Below are 22,868 nucleotides of genomic sequence, written 5' to 3' on the forward strand. Positions count from 1 at the left end.
ATCATCCTATTAATACAACAACTATTATCTCTCCCAATACGCTTCCTCTAAACTATCTTCGCGCTCAGGTAATCCTCTTGATAATCGGGGGGAATGTTGTACTAATACTTCATAGCTCGCTCTGTTTGAATATTTACACACTTGAGAGAACGAGGAATACGTTAAATAAGGGTATTGATGCTTACTTGAATTTGGCACATTTTCTTTGTGATATCTATTTGCAGCCATATCATGCAACAACGCAGAAAGTGCCGCATCCCCTGCTCCATTGGTATTTTTAATTTTTTCAGGTCCTCCCATATAAGGCGCAATATGCGAATAAACCTTGATTGGTGACTCACACGCATCCTTGATGGTTGGTCGACTAAACTCGAATTCATTGAACTCCGCGATAGCGCCAGGCAACAGTGGCAACGTGGTTGGTCTTTTGGCACTCTCTTCGGTATAACCAGCCATAAACAGCCCTACAGGGCCCGCGGTACACAATACTAAGTCAACCCAATCCAACGCCTTGTCTGCTGCTAACAGAGGGTCTGCATTACCGGTGAGCGCCTCGGCTTCGTCTTCGTTCATCGCAACAACTGACACATGGTCGTTTAAAAACTGTTGCCAAAACAGTGGGTCATCTTGAATAACAAACTTTGTACCAAGCGTAAGCACCACAGGGACATGATATTTTTTGGCGTACTCTATCGCTCGCATTGTTGCATCCGGCATCGGGTCGCCTTCTTTACAACGGACCAAATACGCCGTTAACACCAAAGCAGAAGCATTTTCAAAAATCGATTCAGGGATACTATCTGGACGCAGCTGATTCATCTGTCCTTCACTTATAGCGAAGGTTCGTTCACCGTTGTCCGATATCAACGCAAAACAGCGTCCAATCGCGCCAGTGACTGATTGAAGGTAGTTAAGATCCATACGGCTAGAGGTATTACACAAATAGCGATACCCATAGCTGCCGATTTCAATGTCTTTGCTCATCACACCCAACAGGGTCGATTTGTCATCAGCAAGAACGGAATAATTATGTAGCGTATTTCCTATCGTTCCACCCGCAAACTCATTGCTTATCAGTTCATCGCGTTTTAGTTGCTGATAAAGTGCCTCCGCTGTTTCGTCATCAATAACCAGCGAATGACCTTTACTGAGACCATATTTTTCGATGAAATGATCGGGCACTCGAGCTTCGATATCCACTAATGTTTGATCAATCCCAATGATATGCGTTCTTGTCATCCTTTTATTAGTTTGTACTTGAGTCACTAAAGGATCGCGCGCATTAACGGGAAAGTAGTGTTTAGATTTGCGTTGACCGGGAAATTTCATAGAAAGGTTCTGCTGCTAGTAAGGGCGTATGTCCAATTCTAGCCTTTGTTATTTATAACAGCAATATGACGGTAAAAAGCAAACGTTTCCGTATTAGGAATAATATTCAGACAATAAAAAACCGCCAATAACAAATTATTGACGGTTTGGTATAAATGGAGGATTATTCTTGGTCAATCATCCATCTACGGAATTCTTTACGCTCGGCTTTAGAGGCTTTTAGATACCAAGCTTTTAGTTGATCGAGGTTAACACTGCTGCCAGATAAACTTCCTTTTGCAGCGCTCTCATTCCCAACAGAACTTCCTGCCGCAGCGGTTGTTGCTGCAACTGCTGCTAATTCCGCTTTCGCGGTAATTTCAGCCTCGCTACCGAAGAAGATGGCGTTGTTCTCGTTGTGCTCTACAACAAGTTCATCAACATCTTGGTACGGCATAAAGCCATCTTTGCCTTCGAGTTTCTGGTAGGTATATTCTACATCCCCATTCGAATCGACCAATCTCATTTTTGGTACGCCTTCAAAATGTCGAGTTGCCCACTCATAATTGTTCATTTGAGGTGCAATAATTTCTAAGTCTTGTCCATTGGTTTCAAACATCATTATGAATGGGGCAGAGTCAAACACTTTCTTACTTGAACCTTTTCCGAGCCGCGCAGATACTTTTACTACCACCTGAGTAAACCCATCCTTTAACTCGTAGGGGCCACTCCAAGATTCAGGTTCTTGTTCATTTATTACCAAAACCCGTATATTTTTACCTGGAATCAACTCAGCTGACGATACTGCACCTGATAGCACTAAACCAATTAGCACATAGAATATGCGTTTCATATTATTCCTTAATTTATTCAAACACTAAAATTGTCATTCCGCTTCATGATACCGATTCTAAGTAGTAGAGCCAAGCCCATAGACGGTATTTATTCACGCAATAAAAAAACCACCCTACGGGTGGTTTTTTTGGATTCTATTTGAAACTAGAGTTTCAGATTAGAATTCTACTTTAGCGCCTACAGCATAGCCAACTTCGCTATCGTCTACGTCGTTGCCGCCAATTTCAGCGTAAAGCGTTGTAGCTGGAGCAATTGCGTAACCTGCGTTAACGAAGTAGTTAGTAACGTCGTCAGAACCAGCTGCTTCAGGGTCAACTAAATCAACACCTGCAGAAAGTGTTACTTTCTCGATAGTGTAGTCACCTGTTAGTGCGATTACGCTGCCTGAATCTTCTACGTCGTAGTAGCCAAGACCGATGTTAGCAGCAGAGAATGCGTAGCTAGCTTCTAAAGCAAAAGTATCTTGTTCAGCTTTGTTTGAAGTACCGTAGTAACCCATTAGGTTAAAGCCAGCCATTGTAAGTCCAGCTTTAATGTCTGCAAGATCAGGTTTTGTGTCATCAGAACGTTGGTCATCACGGTATGCAGCTGATACGTAGAACATGTCGCTAGAGTAATCCCAACGTACAGTTTCGTCGCCACAAACGTCAGCTTGGTCAACTGTAGAAGTAACACCGAACTGGAAGTCATTACCAAGACCTAGATCATCACCGATGCTACATAGGTCACCAACTTTGAAAGAACCAGCAGATGCAGTGTAGAATGCAAAGTAAACATCACCCATAGCTGAGCTACCGCCCTGAGTAGTATTGTCAGTGTCACCTTGGAATTCCCAGTAACCACCAACAGAAAGCTCATCACTTACTGCGTAGCGAACATCAAATTTGATGTCAGCATCTTGGATTTGCTGCTCAACATGAGAACCGTCGTCAGTACCTTTAACATAAACAACTTCTAGGTCGCCGCCGATGTTAACTGTAGCGCCGTCTTTGTTGTAAACTTCGATGCTTGCGTTAGCTGCCGTTGACGCAAGAAGTACTGATAATGCTAATAGAGTCTTTTTCATAGTAAACCACTGCCTTTTCTTAAGAAAATTTAGGAAATCCTTTTTTGGTTTCCTTTTTTTTATTTTATTGGTGACAACGTTTTACCAAATTGGCTATCCGTCATCACCACTAAATTTCGAACCTAGATTGCAAAAGAAATCGCCTTATGTCAAACACCTAAAAAAATAAAAATAAAAATACATAAATTATTATAAAACAATAGGTTAGGATTAATTTCATTTGGTAAAGTAATTATTTACTCCACCATTCGCGCTAAAATCAAACCTATTCCGATAGGATGGATATGGTTAATAATATCGATTACAATTAAATAATAGGTCATTAGCAGCATTAAATGCCTATTAAATAGCAGTAAAAAGATATTTATATTACATCATGTTCTCCTAACGTAGCATCCAAGAAGGTTCAGTTTTTTTTTGTGAGCTTGATCCAGTTTTAGTTATAAAAGAACTAAATTTGTGATTCAAATCTCCTGATAAACACGATAAATAGCCAATAAAAATAAATTCTTATCTAAATGAAATGGGTAATAATAACGTCACATTAATATGCTTCGTGATAGTACTCACATATTCTCGAGCAATAGAGCGCAGGACTTTGCTGTGCTAGACTGCGCCATTCTCAAAAGTTGGCCGTGTTATGCATAATCCTAAAGTCCAAAAATCGATTCGCGATAGCTATCAAAACCTACAACACCAATTAGATGATTTCGTCCCTAGACGAGCACAAAACTATTTGGTTGCAGAAATAGCGAAAACGTTGTCAGGGGACTACCATAAAAAAAATCGTATAATAGTGGCGGAAGCGGGAACGGGAATAGGCAAGTCCCTCGCCTATTTGATGGCAGCGATCCCATGCGCAGTGTTAAACAATCGAAAGATAGTTATCTCTACTGCAACTGTGGCGCTGCAAGAACAACTTTTAGACAAAGACTTACCTCTTTTTAGACGCATTACCAATTTAGAGTTCTCATTTATCCTCGCAAAAGGCAGACAGCGTTATTGTTGTGCAGAAAAACTGGCCACAGCGTGCGGCGCAGATGGCGGACAACTGGCTATTTTTGAAATCAAACCAAAGAAAAAAGACATTGAATTGCTAGAAACCATGCATCATGCGCTGATGGAAGGTAAGTGGGACGGTGATAGAGATGCGTGGCCAAAGCCGATTAAGGATGAACTTTGGCTGACCATTGTCAGCGATAAGCATAGCTGCAATAACGGCTTACCTGTCCATAGAGGATGTCCATTTCAAAAAGCGCGCGCTGAACTTGACAAGAATGACGTTATTATCGCTAACCATAGTTTGGTCATGGCGGATATCGAGCTTGGAGGCGGCGTTATTCTTTCGGAACCTGACAATACTATTTATATCTTCGATGAAGCCCACCACCTACCGAAAGTGGCGAGAGACCATTCGTCTGCCGCCGCCAGTTTGAAAGGTGCGGCCATTTGGTTAGAAAAACTGAATCAGTCTTCGAGCAAATTTACCAGCTTGGCCGATGAAAAGCGCGTCAATCGCTTTCGTAATGAATTACAAGACTCAGTGCAAGAACTAGTGCCAGCTTTAACACAATTAAGTAAACAGTTTGATGCGACTCAATTCGAAGACAAAGCCTATCGATTTGAACACGGCGACTTACCTCAATGGTTAGAACTGCAATCCAAGGAACTGAAACTTTTGTCGGGTAAGGCCAGCCTGGCCCTTGGAAAAATAGCCGACCTTATAGCCGAAAGGCTTAAAGACGGTGAGCTTTCTAATAAAATTGCAGAACCGACACTAGCGGAAATCGGCTTTTATAGTCAACGATTAGAAAACTTGGCTAAGGTCTGGCATTTAATGGCCGAACCTAAAAAAGAAAAGGGCGCCCCATTAGTTAAATGGCTAGAGCTAAGCCCAGATAGAGAGGGAGACTTCATTGTAAACGTTTCACCGTTGGAAGTCGGCTGGCAATTAGATCAACAAATATGGAGTCGATGTGTCGGCGCAGTGCTGACTTCGGCCACAATCCGTGCGCTGAACTCTTTTGATTTTTTCTGTCGTCAAGCGGGGGTAAGCGCAAAGAAAGAAGATGGAGTGCAGTTTTTGGCTTTGGCTTCGCCGTTTAATTATCAAGATAATGCTGAGCTACTTATACCCGCGATGAAATATGAACCGCAGGCGCCAGAGTTTACCGACTACGTAGCGGAACTTCTGCCGAGCTTAATAATAGAAGACAAAGCGAACCTAATTCTATTTGCTTCGTACTGGCAGATGAAACAGGTTACCGAAATTGTTTCTGCTCAATTTAAAAAGAAGGGCTGGACGCTGCAAGTTCAGGGACAGTCATCAAGAACAGAGATTCTAAATAGGCATAAAACATTGATACAGTGCGGCAAAACAAGTGTGTTATTTGGTACAAGCAGTTTTTCAGAAGGTCTCGATTTGCCTGGTAACCTGCTTGAGAACCTTATTATTACCAAAATTCCCTTCGCGGTTCCAACCTCGCCAGTGGAGCAAGCCCATTCGGAATATATTGAAAGTCGAGGTGGTAATCCTTTTATGCAGATCTCTGTACCTGAAGCGAGCAAAAAACTCATTCAATCCGTTGGCCGTTTACTGCGTAAAGAGCAAGATTCTGGTAGAGTTATCATTCTTGATCGAAGAGTAGTGAGTAAACGATACGGAAAACTACTGCTCGACGCCTTACCCCCATTTAAACGAACTATTGAGTAAAAATTGCTTAAAGCAATTTGACTAAAGTCAGGTACCGGAATATTTATGGAAATGTTGGAACCAACCATGTTGGTTATTTTGGCTTTGGTTGCATTTGCCGCCGGATTTATTGATGCTGTAGCGGGTGGCGGTGGCATGTTAACCGTACCGGCCTTGCTTTCAATTGGGTTACCACCTCACATTGCTTTGGGGACCAATAAACTTGCGGCAACCTTTGCCTCTTCAACCGCAGCTGTCACTTTTTATCGCAAGCGACTGTTCACTCCAGAGTTATGGAAGCACGCCTTTTATTCGACCTTAATCGGCGCGACAATCGGCACGCTGGTTGTTGATGCGTTGAGCACTGAATGGTTGGAAAAAGCATTGCCCGTGATAATTTTGGCTACCGCTATCTATACTATTTGGCATAAAACGCCCGAGGCGAACGAAAACGTATTACCAAAGCCTTGTAAAAAACTAAATCGAATCCAATGGATACAAGGATTCACCTTAGGGTTTTATGACGGGGTTGCAGGACCCGGAACTGGTGCATTTTGGATAGTCAGCAGCATGGCGATCTATCGTATGAATATACTGCTCTCTTCTGGCCTTTCAAAAGCAATGAACTTTACGAGTAACTTCACATCCCTCGTCACCTTTGCTTTCTTGGGCCACATTAATTGGGTCTTAGGCCTAACCATGGGTGTCTGTCTGATGGCGGGTGCTTTTGTGGGCGCTCACTCCGCCATCCGCTTCGGTGCGAAGTTTATTCGACCCGTGTTTGTTACTGTTGTCAGTATTCTCTCCATTAAACTTGGTTATGATGCGTGGTTTGCCGACTTATAAGGTAACTGAGCACCATTTATAGGATTCGGTATAGCATTACATGAATGAATTCAATCGAATTAAAACCGTTTTAGATGATCTTGCAAACACAGCCAAGAAATTGGATTCCCAACGCGGCGTTCAACCTAGGGTGCTTTTTGACGACAAGTTGTTCCGCTGTCGGTCACGACTGCTCTCACCTTGTGTACAAGAGGCTCTAGCGACATTCAAAACAATACTGGGTAAAAATGAATCACGTGTTAATGGGGAAAAAGCACTCACCCCTAGGCAAGCTGAATACTTGACTGAACAACTGCTCGATCAGATAAGTGCAATATCTCGAGAGATCTCCACCAATCTACACCCAGAACAGCCGTCAACACAGCGTCTGTCACTCAAAGCACTTCAACAGAATCTTATACAACACCAAGAGTGGGAATATCGTCTGCAAACGTTAGTCGATGAAAAACAAAACATAGTCAACACAGCGCCAACCGAAGATAAGCATGCAGCCGAAATCATATTCAATACGGCAAGAGATCGTTTAATTCGTTGCCAACAATCTAGAAAAGAGATAGAAGATCAGATAGCTAAATTAAGGGACTTTATATGACCATTAATACCAACAACGGTATCGACACCGCTCCTGAAGAGATAAAACTGGCAGTGGATCTTATCTATTTGCTAGAAAGTAATGAGGTCAACCCTGCTGTGGCGCTACAGGCGATCAACATAGTCAAACGAGACCTAGAAAAACGCGTCGGACTCATGGGAGATTCATCGGCGTAAAGCCATCCTACGTTATTCAACACCCAAATAGCGACTTAGCTCAACGCCTGTCAGTGCACTAAAACCCCGAATCGCGGTTTCAACGAGCTCGTTAGTCATGAACTCATCAGGGATAATACCGCCTTCTATCCACAGACCATCCAAAACGGCATTACAGGCAATGCTTAACTGACGCAATTCTTTGTCTGTTGTCTCTCTAGACTCTTCAGAAAATACATCGGCTATCAGCTGTTGGATATGGTTCCGTAACAGGTGGTAGGTTTTTTTGTGGCTTTCGCGCATCGGTTGGTTATGAAACAAAAGCTGAAAAAATCCAGCCCATATCGCTATCACCTGCGCATCAATAATGGGCGGTCTAACCGAGGCTTGTACAAACATCGCCAAGCGTTTTTTCGCTGAAGAGTAATGGCCATTCGACCCACGAGCAGCAACGTCAATCAGATTGGTCATATGTTTTTCGTAAGCAGCGATGATCAGTTCATCTTTGCTTTTAAAATGATAACGAATCAGCCCTTGCGTCACTTTCGCCTCTTCTGCAATGGAGCGAACTGTTGCCGCCTTCACGCCGTCAGATGCTATTACCCTAAGGGTCGCATCAACCAGCTCTGTTTTACGGTTGATAGACATCTCTTTTCTTGGTACTCGGCGTTTCTCATTCATCGGATCAACTCGTTCAACATTTCTCGGCGTAGTATAAACAATGACACGGCTAGGTACGCTTATTTATTGCTATTTTCTACATCGTTATCAAATAAAAACACAAGAGCCATTACGAATAGCTCGGATGGCGGCGATCTAAATACCAAAAACCTAAAGTAATTATCCCAGCAATCACCAAATACAACAGAGCTAATAGAATTAAAGGCTCGTACACAATAAATGTCTCCTGTCTGATCCTTGAGAAAACCGCATAGACATCAACAAACGATATCGTCGCCACAAGAGGGGTCGCTTTGAGTTGCAAGATGACCTCACCGTTTAATGTCGGTAGCACTCTTTGTATCGCTCGCGGCAACCAGATTCGTCGAAAGACCATACAAGGGTGCATCCCCATAGCATAAGCCGCTTCCAATTCACCTTTTGGCACTTCCTTAAGCGCCCCTCTCATGACCTCCCCTTCATAGCCAGCAAAAGAGATCGTCAGTACGATAAATGCGTACGGCCATACCTCCGTTAAATACGGCCACATCCAACTCTGCCGAATTCCCGGGATATAAGGGAAGATAGATCCCAACCCATAGTACAAAAGCCATAGTTGAAGCAGTAGAGGCGTTCCACGAATAATGGTGCAAAAACCTCGAGCAAACCATGCCAATGGTTTAGGGCCGGAGACCTGAGCTAAACCTAGCAAAACGGCGAAAACAAAACCGAATATGATTGTACTCACCAACAGCATAATGGTTTTCCATAAGCCGTTGAGTATATCTGCACTATAGTTCGTCAACCAGTGCCAGTTCAGACCAAAAATAGCCGCAAAAACCAGTACTAAACTGAGCAGAATAAGGACGATACGGTGAGGGACCATTATGTTATGCATATTTCACCCCCCGATTAAGTCGCTTTTCAAGGTAGTTAAATAGAACATTAGAGAGCAAGGTAACAATGAGATACAACACGCCAGCCGCGAACAAAAATAGAAAATAACTTTTAGTGGCCCCGGCCGCCTGACGAGCCGCCAACGTCAGCTCAGTAAATCCAACCACCGCCAATAACGCCGTGTCTTTGGTCGCAATCAACCATAGATTAGACAGGCCTGGCAACGCATTCGGCAGCATTTCAGGGATCGTTATTCGATAGAAGGTAACAAAAGGATGCATGCCAAAACTTTCTGCGGCTTCAATATGCCCTGTAGGGATAGCATTCATGGCACCTCTTATTACTTCTGTCGCATAGGCACCTTGTACAATGGTAATCACCAGCACACCAGCGGAAAATTTATTGATTTCTATCTTTTCTGCGCCAAAAACGGAAAGCAGCTGATTGATGAGATCCGGTAGAGCAAAATAAACCAATAAGATTAATACAAGCTCCGGTACGGCGCGTATCACCGTGGTATAGATGGTCACCAGATCAGCCACAAGGACATTACCACGGCGTTTAGCATTGGCGGCAAACATGCCAATAATCAGTCCAAATAGATAACCAAGACTCGCAACCTGTAAAGAAACCACTAACCCATCCAACAAATACCCCCCCCAACCGGGAGGAGGTATAGCAAGCAATTCATACCAGCTCATGCTCTTATAATTTACCATCTACATCTCCAAATTAGATCGACTGGCAAACTATTCACCATAGATATTAAATTCGAAGTATTTTTGAGTGATGCTATCGTAGATGCCATTCTTTCTGATCGCTTCAATGGCAGCATTGAGTGAGGCTTTTAGATCATCGTTGCCTTTCCTAAGTCCAAAACCAATACCTTTGCCAAGCAGTGCTTCATCATGAGCAACGAGCCCGGCGGATGAACAACAAAGCGTACCTTCACTTGATTTCAAAAAGTCTTCTAATACTAAGGCGTCCGCTAAGGTGGCATCTATTCTTCCCGAGAACAGGTCTTGATTTGCTTCATCTTGAGTTTGATACTCTTTAATCGAAGCCGACTTAAAGTGCTTTAAGGCATAAGACTGATGAATTGAGCCCGATTGCACACCAATTTTATATCCCGCCAGACTCTCAGGCGTCGACTGAATTTTACTACCCGCAGCAACCGCCAAACTTGCACCCGTTTGATAATATTTATCGGAAAAATCGATAATTTTACTTCTCTCTTCTGTTATCGATAGTGAAGCGGCAACAACATCTATTTTTTCAGCGACCAGTGAAGGGATAATTCCGTCCCAAGACGTGGCGACAATCTCACACTCTAGTTCTGCCTGATCGCACACCGCGTTTGCAATATCGATTTCCCAACCCGTGTATTTCCCTTCGGCGTTCGGCACAGAAAATGGGGGATACGCCTCGGTTGCAATACCGACTTTTATTGGTGCCGCGTATGCTTGAGAGATCGTTAATCCTAATGAAACACACGATAAGAAGACTGTTTTTTTGATACTCATAATATTTCTTTCCTTGAAATGTTGTGATTGTAGAGTGATTTATTAATAAATATTCTTTATAAACTGCTGTAAACGGGGTGATTGGGGTGTTTTAAAAATCTGGTCCGGTGTGCCTTGTTCCTCAATTTTTCCTTGGTCGAGGAATATAATTCTATTCGCAACATCGGCAGCAAATTGCATTTCATGGGTGACGATGATCATAGTACGACCTTCATCCGCAAGCCCCGCCATCACAGATAAAACTTCGCCTACCAATTCAGGATCCAAAGCAGATGTCGGTTCATCGAACAGCAAAACCTCGGGATCAACAGCCAGTGCCCTAGCAATTGCGCCTCGCTGTTGTTGCCCTCCTGATAGAAATGACGGGTAGCTATTTCGTTTCTCTAATAACCCCACTCTTTCTAATAAGTCATGTGCTTTATCCCTTGCCTGAACCTTCGACTGTCCCAGCACATGTACGGGGGCTTCCATGATATTCTGTTCGAGTGTCATATGAGGCCAAAGGTTGAAGTTTTGAAAAACCATTGCAAGTTTGGTTCGTATCCAACGAAGCTGTTTTTTATCCAACACGTCTAATGATTCACCTTTGGACGGTTTGAATAGTACCTCTTCTCCAAGTAGCCTCATGGATCCAACCGATTGCGGTGTTTCAAGTAAATTTAAGCAACGCAATGTAGTCGATTTTCCTGATCCACTTCCTCCTATCAGCGCAATGACTTCGCCTTTATTCGCATGTAAATCAATGCCTTTTAGCACTTCGATACGATTAAACGATTTATGTAAATCCTTTACTTCAATAACAGGACCTTTGCGCCTGTATCCATTTATCGACATCCATATCACCTATAATACTGCGTAAAACTATACGCTTGTATAACTTTATGCATCCGTATAGACTAAATGTCAATCTGTTTTTATTAATCGTTATATTAAGGAAAGATAAATGGCTAATTATGGTTGTCAGTTAATGGCTGAAAAAATGACCCGCGTTTTAATGCGTCGTCCCGGTAAAAGCTTATTGGAGGCGGACCCTGCATTATGGCACTACAACCACTTTTTTAACGCTGAAAAAGCGATAAAAGAATACGACCAGTTTGCAACGTTAATCAAACAAACTGGTGCAGAGATCGTATGGATTGAAGATCAAGGCGATGGCCTGTCTGACGCTATGTTTACTCGTGATGCATCGATCATTACCAAGGCAGGTGCCATACCATTGAAAATGGGTAAACCACTCCGAGCTGACGAGCCACAGGTACACAAAAAAGCCTATGAGCAAGCAGGCATTACCATTCTAGGCGAACTGACTGGCGACGCGATGGTTGAAGGCGGTGACACCATTTGGCTTAATGAAAAAACGTTGATCGTCGGGCTGGGGTTTCGTTCGAATAAAGAAGGGGTAAGGCAACTCAATGTATTACTCAATCCACATGACATCACAGTACTTAGCTTTGATATGCCCTATTGGACTGGAGAAGAAGCTTGTCTCCATCTTATGTCCGTCATTTCACCACTCACTGAAACCAAATACCTTGTTCATCCACCTTTGATCCCTGCGTCATTGTGGACACTGCTAAAAGAGTCCAATATCGAGTTCGTTATCGCGCCGGCTGATGAGTTTGAAGCCTCATTTGGTCTTAACCTAAATGTACTTCCTACCTCTCCAGATCACTGCATCATGATCGATGGCTTCCCAAAAACAAAGAAGGTCATGGAAGAGAGTGGAGTGAACGTCACTGTATTTGAAGGTGACGCCCTTTGCATGGCATGTGAAGGCGGACCGACCTGTTTAACGAACCCTATTCTTCGAGGATAATTCGGCCAGATTCGGCGATATTATAGTGCTTAAGGCATCACCCCGACTAGGGTGTGCTCATCTTTTGAGGCTATTTTACGGCGAATTGTTGGCCATTTATGCAGGCAGACGTTTTAAAGGTAGTGATACTACCTTTAAAAATGATAATGCCGTAGAAATCACTGACTATTTTTCTTGTTGTCCTCTGTCGTGAAATAAGATTTCAAAGATACCCTGTCAATGTGGCAATTATTACATTAGAGTTATCTTAATCGTATCTGCATAAGGCTTGCTGGCATGAATTTTGGGTTCAATGTAAGAAACGGCACACTTGCTGCCACAGTAGCCATTGCGATTTTGTTGGCTTTTTTTCCAATATCAGGTCAGCCAGCGGGATTTTCACATAGTGCGGCGGTTGTGTTGATCACACTCGTTTTCTGGACTACTGGCATTGTACCGCCATTTCTTGTCGGGCTTATTTTCTTTGCTCTAGCCACTATTTTTAAACTGATAGAACCCACTCTACTTTTTTCTGGTTTCGGTTCCACCGCTGTCTGGCTAATCATCTCAGGGTTTGTCATTGGGGCTTCGATCTCCTCAACCGGGCTAGGGAAGAGACTCGCATCAACAATCGCACCCTATTTAACCGGCAGCTATACTAGGCTGATTGGTGGACTAGTGATGAGTGCAGTACTGCTTGGGTTTATAATGCCTTCATCCGTGGGACGGGCGGTCGTGTTGGTTCCGATTGGCATGGCGCTTGCTGATCAAGTTGGCTTAGAGAAAGGAAGCAATGGACGAATTGGTATCGCCGTCGCTTTGGCTCTCGCCTGTAATATGCCAAGCTTTGCCGTTTTGCCTGCCAATATACCAAATATGATACTCGCAGGCGCTAGTGAAACTCTTTATGACATTCAGTTTAGTTATACCGAATATTTATTGCTCCACTTTCCTGTATTAGGAGTTCTAAAGTCTCTGCTCATCGTCACTATGGTCTTAAAAATATTTCCTGATAAAATTTCATCCAACCCCACGCCAGCATGCCAAAGTGTAGAAGATAACTTTGATATTAAGGCGCAGAAAAAAGTCGGCTTATTACTCGGTATCACGCTTCTATTTTGGGTGACAGACTCAATACATGGCGTGAATCCAGCGTGGGTTGGTCTGGCGACAGCGATTATTCTTCTGCTGCCAAAAGTAGGCGTAATCCCCCCCAAATCTTTCAATAGTTCCGTCGACTTTGGTACCGTAGTTTTTGTCTCTGCTGCCCTTGGATTAGGCATGCTAGTCAACGAATCAGGGATAGGTAATTACATGGGAGAGGCGTTTAGTCAGCTTTTGCCTTCGTCGTCGTCTGGTTCGTTCCTTGGGTTTATGTCGCTCTCTTTAACCTCTGTTGTTACGGGTTTGGTTACCACTATTCCAGGTGTACCAGCCGTCCTATCCCCTCTCGCCGCTGACTTCTCGCAAGCGACTGGATTTTCAACTACAGCGGTACTGATGACACAAGTATTAGGCTTTTCTACCGTGATATTCCCATATCAGGTCGCCCCCTTGATAGTTGCAATGCAACTCTCCCAAGAACCCTTAAGTAAGCTAGTTAAAGTGACGTTACCCCTTACTGCAGTAACAATCATTTTTCTATTTCCGCTTGATTATGTGTGGTGGTGGCTGCTGGGTTGGGCTTGAGTAAGGCTATTTAGCAACGGTTCAATACCGTTGAGTACGTTTGAATCACACAGCCGCTATCAGCCACTAGGCTGTTTCTTCCAAATAGCGAGAAAATCTTCCTCTTTTAAAGGTTTAGATAATAAAAAACCTTGTACTTCTTGGCATCCTTTCGAGCGTACATAGTCTAGTTGTGTCGTCGTTTCAACCCCTTCTGCAACAACGTTAAGGTTATAGATCTTGGCCATTTCAATAATGACATCAAATAACTGTCTATCGGTCGATTCGATATCAATCGCGTTGATAAACATTCTGTCAATTTTAAGTGTGTCTATTGGGTAGTTAATAAGTTGACTAAATGCTGTAAAACCAGTACCAAAATCGTCAAGTGAAATCCTAACCCCTAATTTTTTAAGAGACTTTAGCATCTCTATGTTCTGATCATCACCCGGTATAAAACATGTCTCGGTAATTTCCATTTCTATTCTATTTGGTGGGATCTGGTACTTAGCAATTAGAGAAGCAAGATCATCTACAAAATCTATATTGGTCAGTTGCCAAGAAGAAAAATTGATGGCAAGGACGCCGTCAAAACTCAATTCTTTGATCCAAATTGATAATCGGTATAGCGCATTCTCAAAAACCCAATAGTCGATATCTTTGATTAAGCCAGATGATTCCGCTACTGGAATAAACTCTGCTGGACCATAAGATGATAAATCCTTATGTGTCGTTCTTAAGAGGACTTCTGCCCCTCTTATCTTGCCATTTTTTGTGCCATAAATTGGCATGTAGGTTAGATAAAAACGGTTCGAACTGATTGAGTCCTTTATGTACTCATTTATTTTTTCGTGGCGTTTTATTTCACTGTTCAATTCATCTGAGTAAAATTTGTAATTGTTTCTTCCGAATTCTTTTTTTGAAGAGTACATTGCAGAATCAGCGTGGTTGATTAATTCCATGACCGTCTTCGCATCATTTGGGTATATTGAAAGGCCAATACTCACACCGATATCGAAAAGAGTATCACCGATAGCGAAACCTCCATCGAATAAGGAAAGAATTCGATGGGTAAACAAGGTGAGAATATCCAGGTCATCTATACCCCCAACAATGATGGCAAACTCATCACCTGACAACCTTGCAAATTCGAATTCAGAAACAGACAAATTATCCCAATCAAAATCGACAAAACTTTCGACAAAACGTTCAGAGAAAACAGATAGCAGGTTGTCGCCTATATGATGTCCGTACTTATCATTAACATGTTTGAAGTTATCGAGGTCGAAATAAATAACAGCGCATTTCTTGCCTGTTTTTTCACACCGATCTATGATTCGAACAATATCCAAGTTGAATTTCTTACGGTTTGGCAGCCCCGTTAAACTGTCTCGTTTTGCCAAATCATCGAGCTCGGAGATGAGGTTGATGTATTTGTTTGTGAGAATTGAAACCTCATCATCACTTTTAGACTTTTCTATATAGATTAGATTGTCAGAATCCACCTGTTCAATTTGCTTAGTCAGCTTCTCGACTGGTTTTATTATCTGTTTAACAATAAGCCATTTGAGTAACACAAAAGTGACTAGCGTGACGGACAAAACAATAGTGACAAACATTATTTGAAACGGTTTGTAAATTTTAGACAAGGTTTCGCCCATTAAGGCTATTTTTATGGTCCATAAATCGTGCTTGAGTTCATAACCGAGCTCATCACCTGACATTGTCATGTGGTCGATTTTTACTGCACTTTCAATGGCATTGGATGCGGCATTGGGCGTGATAGAGAGCCTCACATCTGGATCTATTTTCGTTTTTATCTTCTCGTAAAAATCAGCATTATGGGTGACTTTTGAGCGGATTACCGCAGTATACAGTTTATGGCCTCTAGAAAATGTTGGGACCGTTAAACTCTGTTCTGGAGTAAATGTTTTCAATATTAGAAATTCTGGTTCATCACCTTTATTAATAAACTTATAAGTTGAGGCATTGATCAATGCGACACCATGTACTTCTAACTCATTGTTTATTTGAGATATGTGATTTTCAATGACTTCGTTCGTTTCAAATTTGGAAAAAGGATTGGAGGTATTGAAGTAAATAATTTCCTGACCTTTATTATCTAACAGGGCGAAACTTTCAAAACTCCCATGATTGATTTCAAGTTGATTAATATAATTGACAAGCTCTTTCTCTAAGTAGTATTTATCCGTGTCATTTTTCAGTCCATCAAAGTGTTGTTGAATATAATGACTTTCTAAACTCATTCTAGCGATAGTATCAAGTTCTTGAAGATCCTTATTTAGATCATAAGAAATATATTCAAGCTCATTTTGTAGTTTGTCGGACATTGCCAATGTAAGTTGTAATTTTTGGCTGCTGTATGAAAACAAGGCCGCAGTCGAAAAAATAATCAACATGACGGGCAGTAGTATGTAATTAATTTTCGCTGACAGTTTCATTCGTCAATTATCTTCTATTTACTGTTCTGGAGTACGGTTAATATTTGGCTCCGGAAATTTTCAGCTTCTGTACTAAGCCTCTTGTAAGAGAATGCAGTGTCGCTATCTAAATTCTCAGGGAACAGTTCTTCATCGTGAAGGTATTCTTCACTGGCCGAATCTAATACATATTGATTCGAGCTTGTAAACCACATCTCTTCCGCATTTTTTACAGCGTTATCTGGTTTGTTGATAAAATTTAGAAATTCTATCGAAGCTTTGCTGATAGGTTTTTGAATATGGGCACTCAGACACTCATGCCATAACAGCGTTCCTTCAATTGGAATCGTGTACACCCAATCTTCTTGGCTAGTTGTGGATGATACTTGCTCTTTTTCACCGGAATACAATATGGCCATTTCCATTTTAGAATCCGTTTTTTTATCTAAAACGTAACCGATACTCGTTCTAAAGGCGAGTAGGTCTTTACGCGTTTTCATGAGCAGGCTATAGGCTTGTTCTAACTCATTTTTATCTTCAGTCATTGGGTTAAACCCTAGTGCGAGCAACGCAATAGCCGTTGTATCTATATCATCATTTGGGATCACGACGGTTTGAGGATTCTCGCTTGCATAGTCAAAAATATCCATCCACGAACGAATCTCTCGGTCTACTTTTGAAGTTCTATACCCTATTCCCATGGTTCCCTGTGAGTAAGGTATTCCATAAGGTCCACACACTTGATTAGATGCCTTGGTAAAATTCGAGTTTTCTTGATCTAACACGCCTGATAGCTTAGCAAGGTGTCCAGACTCTCCCAATTCTCTAATTGTTAATCCATCTATAATGAATAAGTCATAGGCTAAAGCTTTTCCTGAATACACGACAACATCACGCAGCATTTCATTTTCAAAGTATATTTGAGACACCGTGTAGCCGTATGTATCTTCAAATTCTTTAATGAGGGTATCTGAAATATAGTCTTCCCATGTGAAAATTTTGAGTTTGTCGGCTAAGCAATTCGTACTAAAAAAAAGTGAACATAAGGATAGAAGAGTAGTGAGTGTGCGCATTAGGACCCTTTTTATTAACCAAATAGAAAAAATGTAGCCAAGATACTGAACGTCATTAAATTTATTATTATTTGTAAACTCTAGTCTCTATTTCATTTAGTAGCCACGTTTTATAGTTCACCTCGTTATTTACACGCATTTGCCAGCGAGATCTACCGCCGCTAACCTGCGCAATATATACACCATCACTATGGTTATCCATAATTGATGACTACCATTATCATGTTGCTGTTATTCATTTCTTGTCCAATGACAATTTATACCTTATCTGTATGCCTATTTTTTATAAAAAGCGTTGTCGATCAAATCTATTCAAAAAACTCTTTCTTCGACGTTTATCCGACATCTGGTCATATCATGCGAGACAATTTATTATTCGAATTTTGATTTGTCTTCTTTAACGGCTTTTACTATCCAATCAACGAATATATGCACATCCGAGCGCACCATCGCTTCTTTTGTAACAACATCATATCCGATATCAGGGCCAACCAATTCTTCCAAACAAACCATTGTCTACTAGATTCTGCTGCTTCGAGTTGAGTGGTATCCCAATGAATTAGAGAAAAGGTGAAGAGATCTGATAGCGCTTTGGTTGATGAAAGAGCGTTTGCTACCGCAGGGCTACATGCTGGCATAATTTGGTCGATCATCAATCTATGATGTACCAACTTATCGTACTTTCGAACACCATACCGAATAGCGATATCAACATTGCTCCGTTCCAGATCACTTATCTGTGGAGATGAATCTATCAGCTCTGCTGATATCTGGGTAGGCCATCTTAAATATTGGCGATATCTTTGCTTTCTTTTCTGGGATATTTTGGGCCATCGGTGCGTGCCTGATTGAAGCTCTAATTAGTTTCCAATTAAAACCTGAGTTAACTTTGATTCAAAACCGCTCTATTGATGATTCATGCTTACATCGCATTACGATATCGGAATGTTTAAGAACTCCCTAAATCACTGTAACCCTATAACGTTAATGTATCAGAGAGATAGTCGATAAAAACTCTGACTTTGACTGGCATATAAGCTCGTTCAGGAAAAACCGCCCAGATACTTTTTTCCGGCATTTTGTATTCTGGTAACAATTGGATAAGCTCGCCACTATCTATATAAGGTTTTGCGATGAAATCAGGCAACCGTCCAACCCCTAAGCCTCGTAAGCATCCTGCTAATATTGCTTCGCTGTTATTTACTCTATAATTTCCACGTACACTGACTCTTTCAATGTGATCATTGTATTCGAAAATCCATTCGATCGTTTGTGCCGAGTAGCTATAAATCAACGCATTGTGTTCAGTTAGATCGATGGGCGTTTTGGGCAAAAACCTTCCATCTAAATATGTTTCTGACGCACAAATTAAACTACGACTATGCATAAGCTTTCTTGCGATTAGGGAAGAATCGGCAAGATTGCCACCACGAATAGCGACATCGAATCCAACGTCAACAATATCCGAGTAACGGTCGTCCATAACCATATCGATTTCAACTTGCGGGTACTTCTTCAAAAAACCTGGGATTAAAGGAGCAATTTTCAATCGCCCAAAAGACATTGGAACACAAATCTTGAGCTTGCCTATTGGTGAATGTTGTCGGCTGGTTACGGAATCTTCAGCCTGCTGCATCCAATAGTACGCATTTTGTGCGTTAGAGAAATAATGACCACCAGCCTCTGTGAGACTAACCTTTCGAGTCGTTCGATGCAGTAGGCGAACTCCCAACGCCGCTTCCAATTGATTCACGCGTTTACTTACTGCTGAGCGCGAAACGTTAAGGTGACGGGCTGCCTCTGCAAAACTTTTATGCTCCGCAACAGCGAGAAAATAAGGAATAGCGTCTAAGTGTTCCATCGTGTTTGTAGCCTAACTGGAAACAATGTGATGAGTGTAGGGCATATTATCATTCTAGTCGAACCAATATATGCTTTCTCTACTGAACTCAGGTCTAACAAAGTTAAGGCAATATTATGTCCAACCAATCAGTGTTATCGAATAAAGCAAGTGACGAAATTAAGTTTGAGACATTATCCTTTAAAAGTACGCGAATTTTATACATTCTTAGCATTGGTATTTCCGTTGCGGTTAGCTTCGCATTAGCGAAGTACAGCGTCATGAACGGCTTTACACCTCTTGAGGTGCTAGTACTACCGTTAATGGGCTCAGCCTTCATTCTATTAACATTGTTGGTATTAAAAGGTGAATTAAAAACGCTATCGGTAAAACACTTACGCTACTACATTTTTGCTGGTCTGCTTGGTGTTAGTCTACCTAATTTAGCATCAAATTTTGCACTTCAGAATTTGTCGGCCAGTACATTCAGCGTCTTGATTACCTTGTCACCCCTGTTCACTCTCCTACTTTCCATACCATTTCAGAAAGCCGGGTTAGACTTCAAAAGAGTCATGGGAATAGGGTTTGGATTTTTAGCGGTTTTGCTAGTAACCATATCACCTGGCTTCACGTTAAAAGATGACGGTACTACGTTACTTCTCGCGACTTTGGTGCCCTTGTTCCTTGCGATGGGGAATATATATCGAAGTAAAGCCTATCCTGTTGACGCCAACCCAATCGCCCTCGCTACAGGAGTATTGTGTATACAAAGTTTAATTTGGCTACCAATCAGTCTAACCGTTGGCAGCAGCTCTATCGATGGCGCGCAACAATCAAGTTCACTCATATTGGTGCTGATGGCGATAATCTCCGCATTCAGTTATCTACTCACCTTTCGTTTACAAAAAATGACCGATGGATTGGGTTTTAGTCAGGTGGGAAATGTAGTGACAATAACAGGTGTCACGATCGGAATTTTCTTCTTTGCCGATGCTTTCCACTACCGGTTGATCATCGCTTTAATTCTGTTATTCATTGGTCTATCGATGACAAACCAATCGTCAAAACAAGCAGTAAAATTCAACAATAAATTATAATATAAGCAGCCAAAGGAAATGAAAATGAATAATCCAATTGAGTTCACAAAAAAACTTTACAACATTGTGGACAGTCGTAACGCTTCTGAATTATCTCAGATGCTTCATCAAGACGTTACATTCAGGTTTTCCAACGCTGAACCAGTAAAGGGTAAATCAAATGTTGTGGAAATGAATCGTCAGTTTTTCAGTTCTATTGCAGGTATGTCTCATACCTTTGATAATATCTGGAATCAAAATGATGTGATTATCTGTAACGGTCAGGTAAGTTACGTTAGAAAAGATGGTAGTAAACATTCGGCAAAATTCGCGACATTTTTAACTATGAAAGAGGGTTTAATCAGTAATTATGAAATCTATGCTGATGTCTCTCAACTATAACAATTGACGTATCACGTCACTCATCATTGGTTTGAGTATTTAGGTTTATTCGTCTTCGATTACACAATTAGCTTACGGCTTTGAGCGGTTTTTGGGACGTTTATTATTGGCATAGCCTAAGTACTCAACCGTCTCTTTGCCATTCATCGGTTTAGAAAAATAGAAGCCCTGCATACAATGGACCTTTTTCTGTCGATAACACGCATTCATATCGGCATTTTCAATGCCTTCCACTAGGAACTCAACGTCATTTCGTCGGCACATATCGATAAGAAAGCAAACATAGTTCATCGCTTCTTCGTTTTGCATCGCTTTATTTACCGTTTCCTTGTCGAGTTTGATTTGGTTGATTGGTAAGGAAAATAAATTATTTAAGGTGCTGTAACCAGAACCGAAATCATCGAGAGAAAGCTTGAATCCAAGCTGCGATAGCGCAAGCAGCTGTGCACCAGCCATTGAGCTCGTATCTAAGAATAGCGATTCAGTTATTTCCATAACAATTCGCGATGGTGATATTTGATGTTCCATTGCGATACTTAACGCTTGTGTAGCAAAACTTATGCTCTGTAGTTGAAGAACCGAGACATTCACATTCACACTCAATGTAGAATCATTCGGTAAACCGCTCAAAAACTGACATGCTTGATTAAACACTTGCCAGCCAAGCTGTACAATCAAATTTTGGGATTCAGCCACAGGAATAAACTCGTCAGGATATATTTCTCCAAGCGCACTATTTTCCCATCGGGATAATAATTCTACGCTACAAGGTTTATTGGTTTTTGCATTGATAATGGGTTGAAATTTAACGGTTAATTCATTATTTCTTATTGCGCCACGCAATTCTTTTTCAACATAAAAATGCCGAGCCAGTTTTGAATGCTTATTTTCATCATGAATGGCCCATTTACACTCATTTCCTTTCAAGGCGTACTCACTCGTTCTTGCAAGATGTCTTAAAATATCTCTAGGCGACTCAGATTGACGCGGCGGAAGCGTCATTATACCGACACGCATATCACACAGATCAATCATTGGGTTTAGATTCGCAAGATCTTTAGAGTGAGAGAATATCCTGTCACAGATTTCTTCTAATTCATTGCTATTGAAAGAATGACCAACAATAGAAACAAAATTGCCTAGAATGGATTGATATCGACATATAGGGTATATCGATAAATCGTTAAGAGCGTTATAAATACAGCTATAAATCCTATCTAAAACATCGTAACCGTACTGACTCACCAATGTTTTGAGTTTGTTGATATTAAAATAAAATAAAGTACAGGGTGTTTGGTTGTCACCAAGCCTATTCATGTCATCCAGCAATTTTTTATAATGAAAAAAGTGATAACGTGAGGCCACCCAATGCTGGTGACAAATATGCTTATCCTGATCAAATTTTGCGTAGTATATTTCTTGTACCCCCTCAATACGATACTTTCCTTGATGCACGACGATTTTACATTGACAGGTTAGCTCTAGGTACGCCCCATCGATGCCTTGCCGACGAAACGTTATCGCTACTGAAGGGATTTCAAATGTAAATAATTGGAAGATGGCATTTTCAACATGCTCTACATCGTCATGGTGAATCTGGGCTAACCACTCTTTATAATGCAGGGTGTATCTATAGCTAGAGAGATTTTCGCCAAAATAGATATACCCATCGATATCGATACAAAAAAACACTGAGTCTAGCGAATTCCCTGCGATATTCTCCATAGACTTAATCAATCTCTCATTTTGAAAATAAACCACATCACGACAAACTTTTCTGAACGAAGAGCTCACATTAAACATATAGAGTTATAATTCATCATGCAATTAATAATAACTAAAGTGTATGTCACATTTTTAAAATATAGATATTTGTCATATAAATCACATCAGTAGATGTATCAAACCTAAGCGTTGACCGTCTCCATAAAAATTTCTTGTTAAGCTCATAATGAAAAATTTCTCAAGATTATTTTTAT

21 protein-coding genes are annotated in these 22,868 nt (G+C 41.3%); 8 read left to right on the top strand and 13 right to left on the bottom strand.

Annotation, left to right across the window (positions count from 1 at the left end):
• Positions 1 to 24: 24 nt before the first annotated feature.
• The 3 genes from IUZ65_RS10795 to IUZ65_RS10805 all read right to left on the bottom strand — a co-directional run bounded on the left by IUZ65_RS10795 (position 25) and on the right by IUZ65_RS10805 (position 3,229).
• Positions 25 to 1,329 (bottom strand): inosine/guanosine kinase, encoded by a 1,305-nt coding sequence (locus tag IUZ65_RS10795; protein WP_195703732.1) that lies wholly within the window; start codon positions 1,327 to 1,329, stop codon positions 25 to 27.
• 163 nt (positions 1,330 to 1,492) lie between these two features.
• Positions 1,493 to 2,161 (bottom strand): DUF2057 family protein, encoded by a 669-nt coding sequence (locus tag IUZ65_RS10800; RefSeq protein WP_195703733.1) that lies wholly within the window; start codon positions 2,159 to 2,161, stop codon positions 1,493 to 1,495.
• A 159-nt stretch (positions 2,162 to 2,320) separates the two neighbouring features.
• Positions 2,321 to 3,229, bottom strand: a complete 909-nt coding sequence (locus IUZ65_RS10805; RefSeq protein WP_195703734.1) for a porin — start codon at positions 3,227 to 3,229, stop codon at positions 2,321 to 2,323.
• A gap of 640 nt (positions 3,230 to 3,869) precedes the next feature.
• Here IUZ65_RS10805 and dinG point away from each other — a divergent pair.
• The 4 genes from dinG to rsmS are packed head-to-tail and all read left to right on the top strand — an operon-like array spanning position 3,870 to position 7,535.
• On the top strand, positions 3,870 to 5,942 hold the full coding sequence (dinG, locus tag IUZ65_RS10810) for an ATP-dependent DNA helicase DinG (protein WP_195703735.1): 2,073 nt from the start codon (positions 3,870 to 3,872) through the stop codon (positions 5,940 to 5,942).
• A 45-nt stretch (positions 5,943 to 5,987) separates the two neighbouring features.
• Entirely contained in the window at positions 5,988 to 6,767 is a 780-nt protein-coding gene (locus IUZ65_RS10815; protein ID WP_195703736.1) for a sulfite exporter TauE/SafE family protein, read from the top strand.
• 40 nt (positions 6,768 to 6,807) lie between these two features.
• Positions 6,808 to 7,359, top strand: coding sequence for a primosomal replication protein PriC (gene priC / locus IUZ65_RS10820; RefSeq protein ID WP_195703737.1), 552 nt, complete (start codon positions 6,808 to 6,810; stop codon positions 7,357 to 7,359).
• Positions 7,356 to 7,535 (top strand): pleiotropic regulatory protein RsmS, encoded by a 180-nt coding sequence (gene rsmS, locus IUZ65_RS10825; RefSeq protein ID WP_195703738.1) that lies wholly within the window; start codon positions 7,356 to 7,358, stop codon positions 7,533 to 7,535. Before priC ends, rsmS begins: the two co-directional genes overlap by 4 nt.
• A gap of 12 nt (positions 7,536 to 7,547) precedes the next feature.
• Here the strand turns inward: rsmS and IUZ65_RS10830 are convergent, their stop codons facing one another.
• The 5 genes from IUZ65_RS10830 to IUZ65_RS10850 form a co-directional block, all read right to left on the bottom strand.
• Positions 7,548 to 8,195 carry a TetR/AcrR family transcriptional regulator gene (locus IUZ65_RS10830; protein WP_195703739.1) on the bottom strand — a complete coding sequence of 216 codons (648 nt, stop codon included), beginning with the start codon at positions 8,193 to 8,195 and terminating at the stop codon, positions 7,548 to 7,550.
• 109 nt (positions 8,196 to 8,304) lie between these two features.
• Positions 8,305 to 9,072, bottom strand: coding sequence for an ABC transporter permease subunit (locus IUZ65_RS10835; RefSeq protein WP_195703740.1), 768 nt, complete (start codon positions 9,070 to 9,072; stop codon positions 8,305 to 8,307).
• Positions 9,065 to 9,790, bottom strand: a complete 726-nt coding sequence (locus IUZ65_RS10840; protein ID WP_195703741.1) for an ABC transporter permease — start codon at positions 9,788 to 9,790, stop codon at positions 9,065 to 9,067. Before IUZ65_RS10840 ends, IUZ65_RS10835 begins: the two co-directional genes overlap by 8 nt.
• A 30-nt stretch (positions 9,791 to 9,820) precedes the next feature.
• A complete protein-coding gene (locus tag IUZ65_RS10845) occupies positions 9,821 to 10,594 on the bottom strand; it encodes a transporter substrate-binding domain-containing protein (RefSeq protein ID WP_195703742.1) in 774 nt (257 codons plus the stop codon).
• 42 nt (positions 10,595 to 10,636) lie between these two features.
• Positions 10,637 to 11,428 (bottom strand): ABC transporter ATP-binding protein, encoded by a 792-nt coding sequence (locus IUZ65_RS10850; RefSeq protein ID WP_195703743.1) that lies wholly within the window; start codon positions 11,426 to 11,428, stop codon positions 10,637 to 10,639.
• Positions 11,429 to 11,537: 109 nt separating this feature from the next.
• Between IUZ65_RS10850 and IUZ65_RS10855 the strand changes: the two genes are divergently transcribed.
• Together IUZ65_RS10855 and IUZ65_RS10860 are read left to right on the top strand one after the other, a co-directional pair.
• On the top strand, positions 11,538 to 12,410 hold the full coding sequence (locus tag IUZ65_RS10855) for a dimethylarginine dimethylaminohydrolase family protein (RefSeq protein WP_195703744.1): 873 nt from the start codon (positions 11,538 to 11,540) through the stop codon (positions 12,408 to 12,410).
• Between the two features lie 276 nt (positions 12,411 to 12,686).
• Positions 12,687 to 14,078: an SLC13 family permease gene (locus IUZ65_RS10860; RefSeq protein WP_195703745.1), complete on the top strand. Its 1,392-nt coding sequence runs from the start codon at positions 12,687 to 12,689 to the stop codon at positions 14,076 to 14,078.
• A gap of 59 nt (positions 14,079 to 14,137) precedes the next feature.
• On the opposite strand, the gene IUZ65_RS10865 is transcribed toward IUZ65_RS10860, so the two are convergent.
• The 4 genes from IUZ65_RS10865 to IUZ65_RS10880 all read right to left on the bottom strand — a co-directional run bounded on the left by IUZ65_RS10865 (position 14,138) and on the right by IUZ65_RS10880 (position 19,432).
• A complete protein-coding gene (locus IUZ65_RS10865; RefSeq protein ID WP_195703746.1) occupies positions 14,138 to 16,519 on the bottom strand; it encodes a putative bifunctional diguanylate cyclase/phosphodiesterase in 2,382 nt (793 codons plus the stop codon).
• A 14-nt stretch (positions 16,520 to 16,533) separates the two neighbouring features.
• Positions 16,534 to 17,571, bottom strand: coding sequence for an extracellular solute-binding protein (locus tag IUZ65_RS10870; protein WP_195703747.1), 1,038 nt, complete (start codon positions 17,569 to 17,571; stop codon positions 16,534 to 16,536).
• 372 nt (positions 17,572 to 17,943) lie between these two features.
• A complete protein-coding gene (locus IUZ65_RS10875; protein WP_195703748.1) occupies positions 17,944 to 18,084 on the bottom strand; it encodes a hypothetical protein in 141 nt (46 codons plus the stop codon).
• A gap of 463 nt (positions 18,085 to 18,547) precedes the next feature.
• The gene (locus IUZ65_RS10880; protein ID WP_195703749.1) at positions 18,548 to 19,432 is read right to left on the bottom strand and encodes a LysR family transcriptional regulator; all 885 of its coding nucleotides are present in this window, start codon (positions 19,430 to 19,432) and stop codon (positions 18,548 to 18,550) included.
• Positions 19,433 to 19,548: 116 nt separating this feature from the next.
• Between IUZ65_RS10880 and IUZ65_RS10885 the strand changes: the two genes are divergently transcribed.
• Both IUZ65_RS10885 and IUZ65_RS10890 read left to right on the top strand, forming a co-directional pair.
• Positions 19,549 to 20,508 (top strand): DMT family transporter, encoded by a 960-nt coding sequence (locus IUZ65_RS10885; RefSeq protein WP_195703750.1) that lies wholly within the window; start codon positions 19,549 to 19,551, stop codon positions 20,506 to 20,508.
• Positions 20,509 to 20,532: 24 nt separating this feature from the next.
• Positions 20,533 to 20,889, top strand: a complete 357-nt coding sequence (locus tag IUZ65_RS10890; protein ID WP_195703751.1) for a nuclear transport factor 2 family protein — start codon at positions 20,533 to 20,535, stop codon at positions 20,887 to 20,889.
• A 72-nt stretch (positions 20,890 to 20,961) separates the two neighbouring features.
• Here IUZ65_RS10890 and IUZ65_RS10895 read toward each other — a convergent pair whose 3' ends face one another.
• Complete coding sequence (locus IUZ65_RS10895; protein WP_195703752.1) at positions 20,962 to 22,614, bottom strand: EAL domain-containing protein; 1,653 nt, start codon at positions 22,612 to 22,614, stop codon at positions 20,962 to 20,964.
• Between the last annotated feature and the right edge of the window lie 254 nt (positions 22,615 to 22,868).

Origin of the sequence: Vibrio sp. VB16 (assembly GCF_015594925.2) — a bacterium.
Lineage (GTDB): Bacteria > Pseudomonadota > Gammaproteobacteria > Enterobacterales > Vibrionaceae > Vibrio.

What these genes read in the sequence shown, in the direction of transcription:
- IUZ65_RS10875 (WP_195703748.1), bottom strand. Translation starts at nt 18,084, where the DNA reads ATGGTTTGTTTGGAAGAATTGGTTGGCCCTGATATCGGATATGATGTT.
- IUZ65_RS10840 (WP_195703741.1), bottom strand. Translation starts at nt 9,790, where the DNA reads ATGGTAAATTATAAGAGCATGAGCTGGTATGAATTGCTTGCTATACCT.
- IUZ65_RS10870 (WP_195703747.1), bottom strand. Translation starts at nt 17,571, where the DNA reads ATGCGCACACTCACTACTCTTCTATCCTTATGTTCACTTTTTTTTAGT.
- IUZ65_RS10815 (WP_195703736.1), top strand. Translation starts at nt 5,988, where the DNA reads ATGGAAATGTTGGAACCAACCATGTTGGTTATTTTGGCTTTGGTTGCA.
- IUZ65_RS10855 (WP_195703744.1), top strand. Translation starts at nt 11,538, where the DNA reads ATGGCTAATTATGGTTGTCAGTTAATGGCTGAAAAAATGACCCGCGTT.
- IUZ65_RS10865 (WP_195703746.1), bottom strand. Translation starts at nt 16,519, where the DNA reads ATGAAACTGTCAGCGAAAATTAATTACATACTACTGCCCGTCATGTTG.
- IUZ65_RS10880 (WP_195703749.1), bottom strand. Translation starts at nt 19,432, where the DNA reads ATGGAACACTTAGACGCTATTCCTTATTTTCTCGCTGTTGCGGAGCAT.
- rsmS (WP_195703738.1), top strand. Translation starts at nt 7,356, where the DNA reads ATGACCATTAATACCAACAACGGTATCGACACCGCTCCTGAAGAGATA.
- IUZ65_RS10850 (WP_195703743.1), bottom strand. Translation starts at nt 11,428, where the DNA reads ATGTCGATAAATGGATACAGGCGCAAAGGTCCTGTTATTGAAGTAAAG.
- priC (WP_195703737.1), top strand. Translation starts at nt 6,808, where the DNA reads ATGAATGAATTCAATCGAATTAAAACCGTTTTAGATGATCTTGCAAAC.
- IUZ65_RS10795 (WP_195703732.1), bottom strand. Translation starts at nt 1,329, where the DNA reads ATGAAATTTCCCGGTCAACGCAAATCTAAACACTACTTTCCCGTTAAT.
- IUZ65_RS10800 (WP_195703733.1), bottom strand. Translation starts at nt 2,161, where the DNA reads ATGAAACGCATATTCTATGTGCTAATTGGTTTAGTGCTATCAGGTGCA.
- IUZ65_RS10805 (WP_195703734.1), bottom strand. Translation starts at nt 3,229, where the DNA reads ATGAAAAAGACTCTATTAGCATTATCAGTACTTCTTGCGTCAACGGCA.
- IUZ65_RS10885 (WP_195703750.1), top strand. Translation starts at nt 19,549, where the DNA reads ATGTCCAACCAATCAGTGTTATCGAATAAAGCAAGTGACGAAATTAAG.
- IUZ65_RS10830 (WP_195703739.1), bottom strand. Translation starts at nt 8,195, where the DNA reads ATGAATGAGAAACGCCGAGTACCAAGAAAAGAGATGTCTATCAACCGT.
- IUZ65_RS10835 (WP_195703740.1), bottom strand. Translation starts at nt 9,072, where the DNA reads ATGCATAACATAATGGTCCCTCACCGTATCGTCCTTATTCTGCTCAGT.
- dinG (WP_195703735.1), top strand. Translation starts at nt 3,870, where the DNA reads ATGCATAATCCTAAAGTCCAAAAATCGATTCGCGATAGCTATCAAAAC.
- IUZ65_RS10860 (WP_195703745.1), top strand. Translation starts at nt 12,687, where the DNA reads ATGAATTTTGGGTTCAATGTAAGAAACGGCACACTTGCTGCCACAGTA.
- IUZ65_RS10845 (WP_195703742.1), bottom strand. Translation starts at nt 10,594, where the DNA reads ATGAGTATCAAAAAAACAGTCTTCTTATCGTGTGTTTCATTAGGATTA.
- IUZ65_RS10895 (WP_195703752.1), bottom strand. Translation starts at nt 22,614, where the DNA reads ATGGAGAATATCGCAGGGAATTCGCTAGACTCAGTGTTTTTTTGTATC.
- IUZ65_RS10890 (WP_195703751.1), top strand. Translation starts at nt 20,533, where the DNA reads ATGAATAATCCAATTGAGTTCACAAAAAAACTTTACAACATTGTGGAC.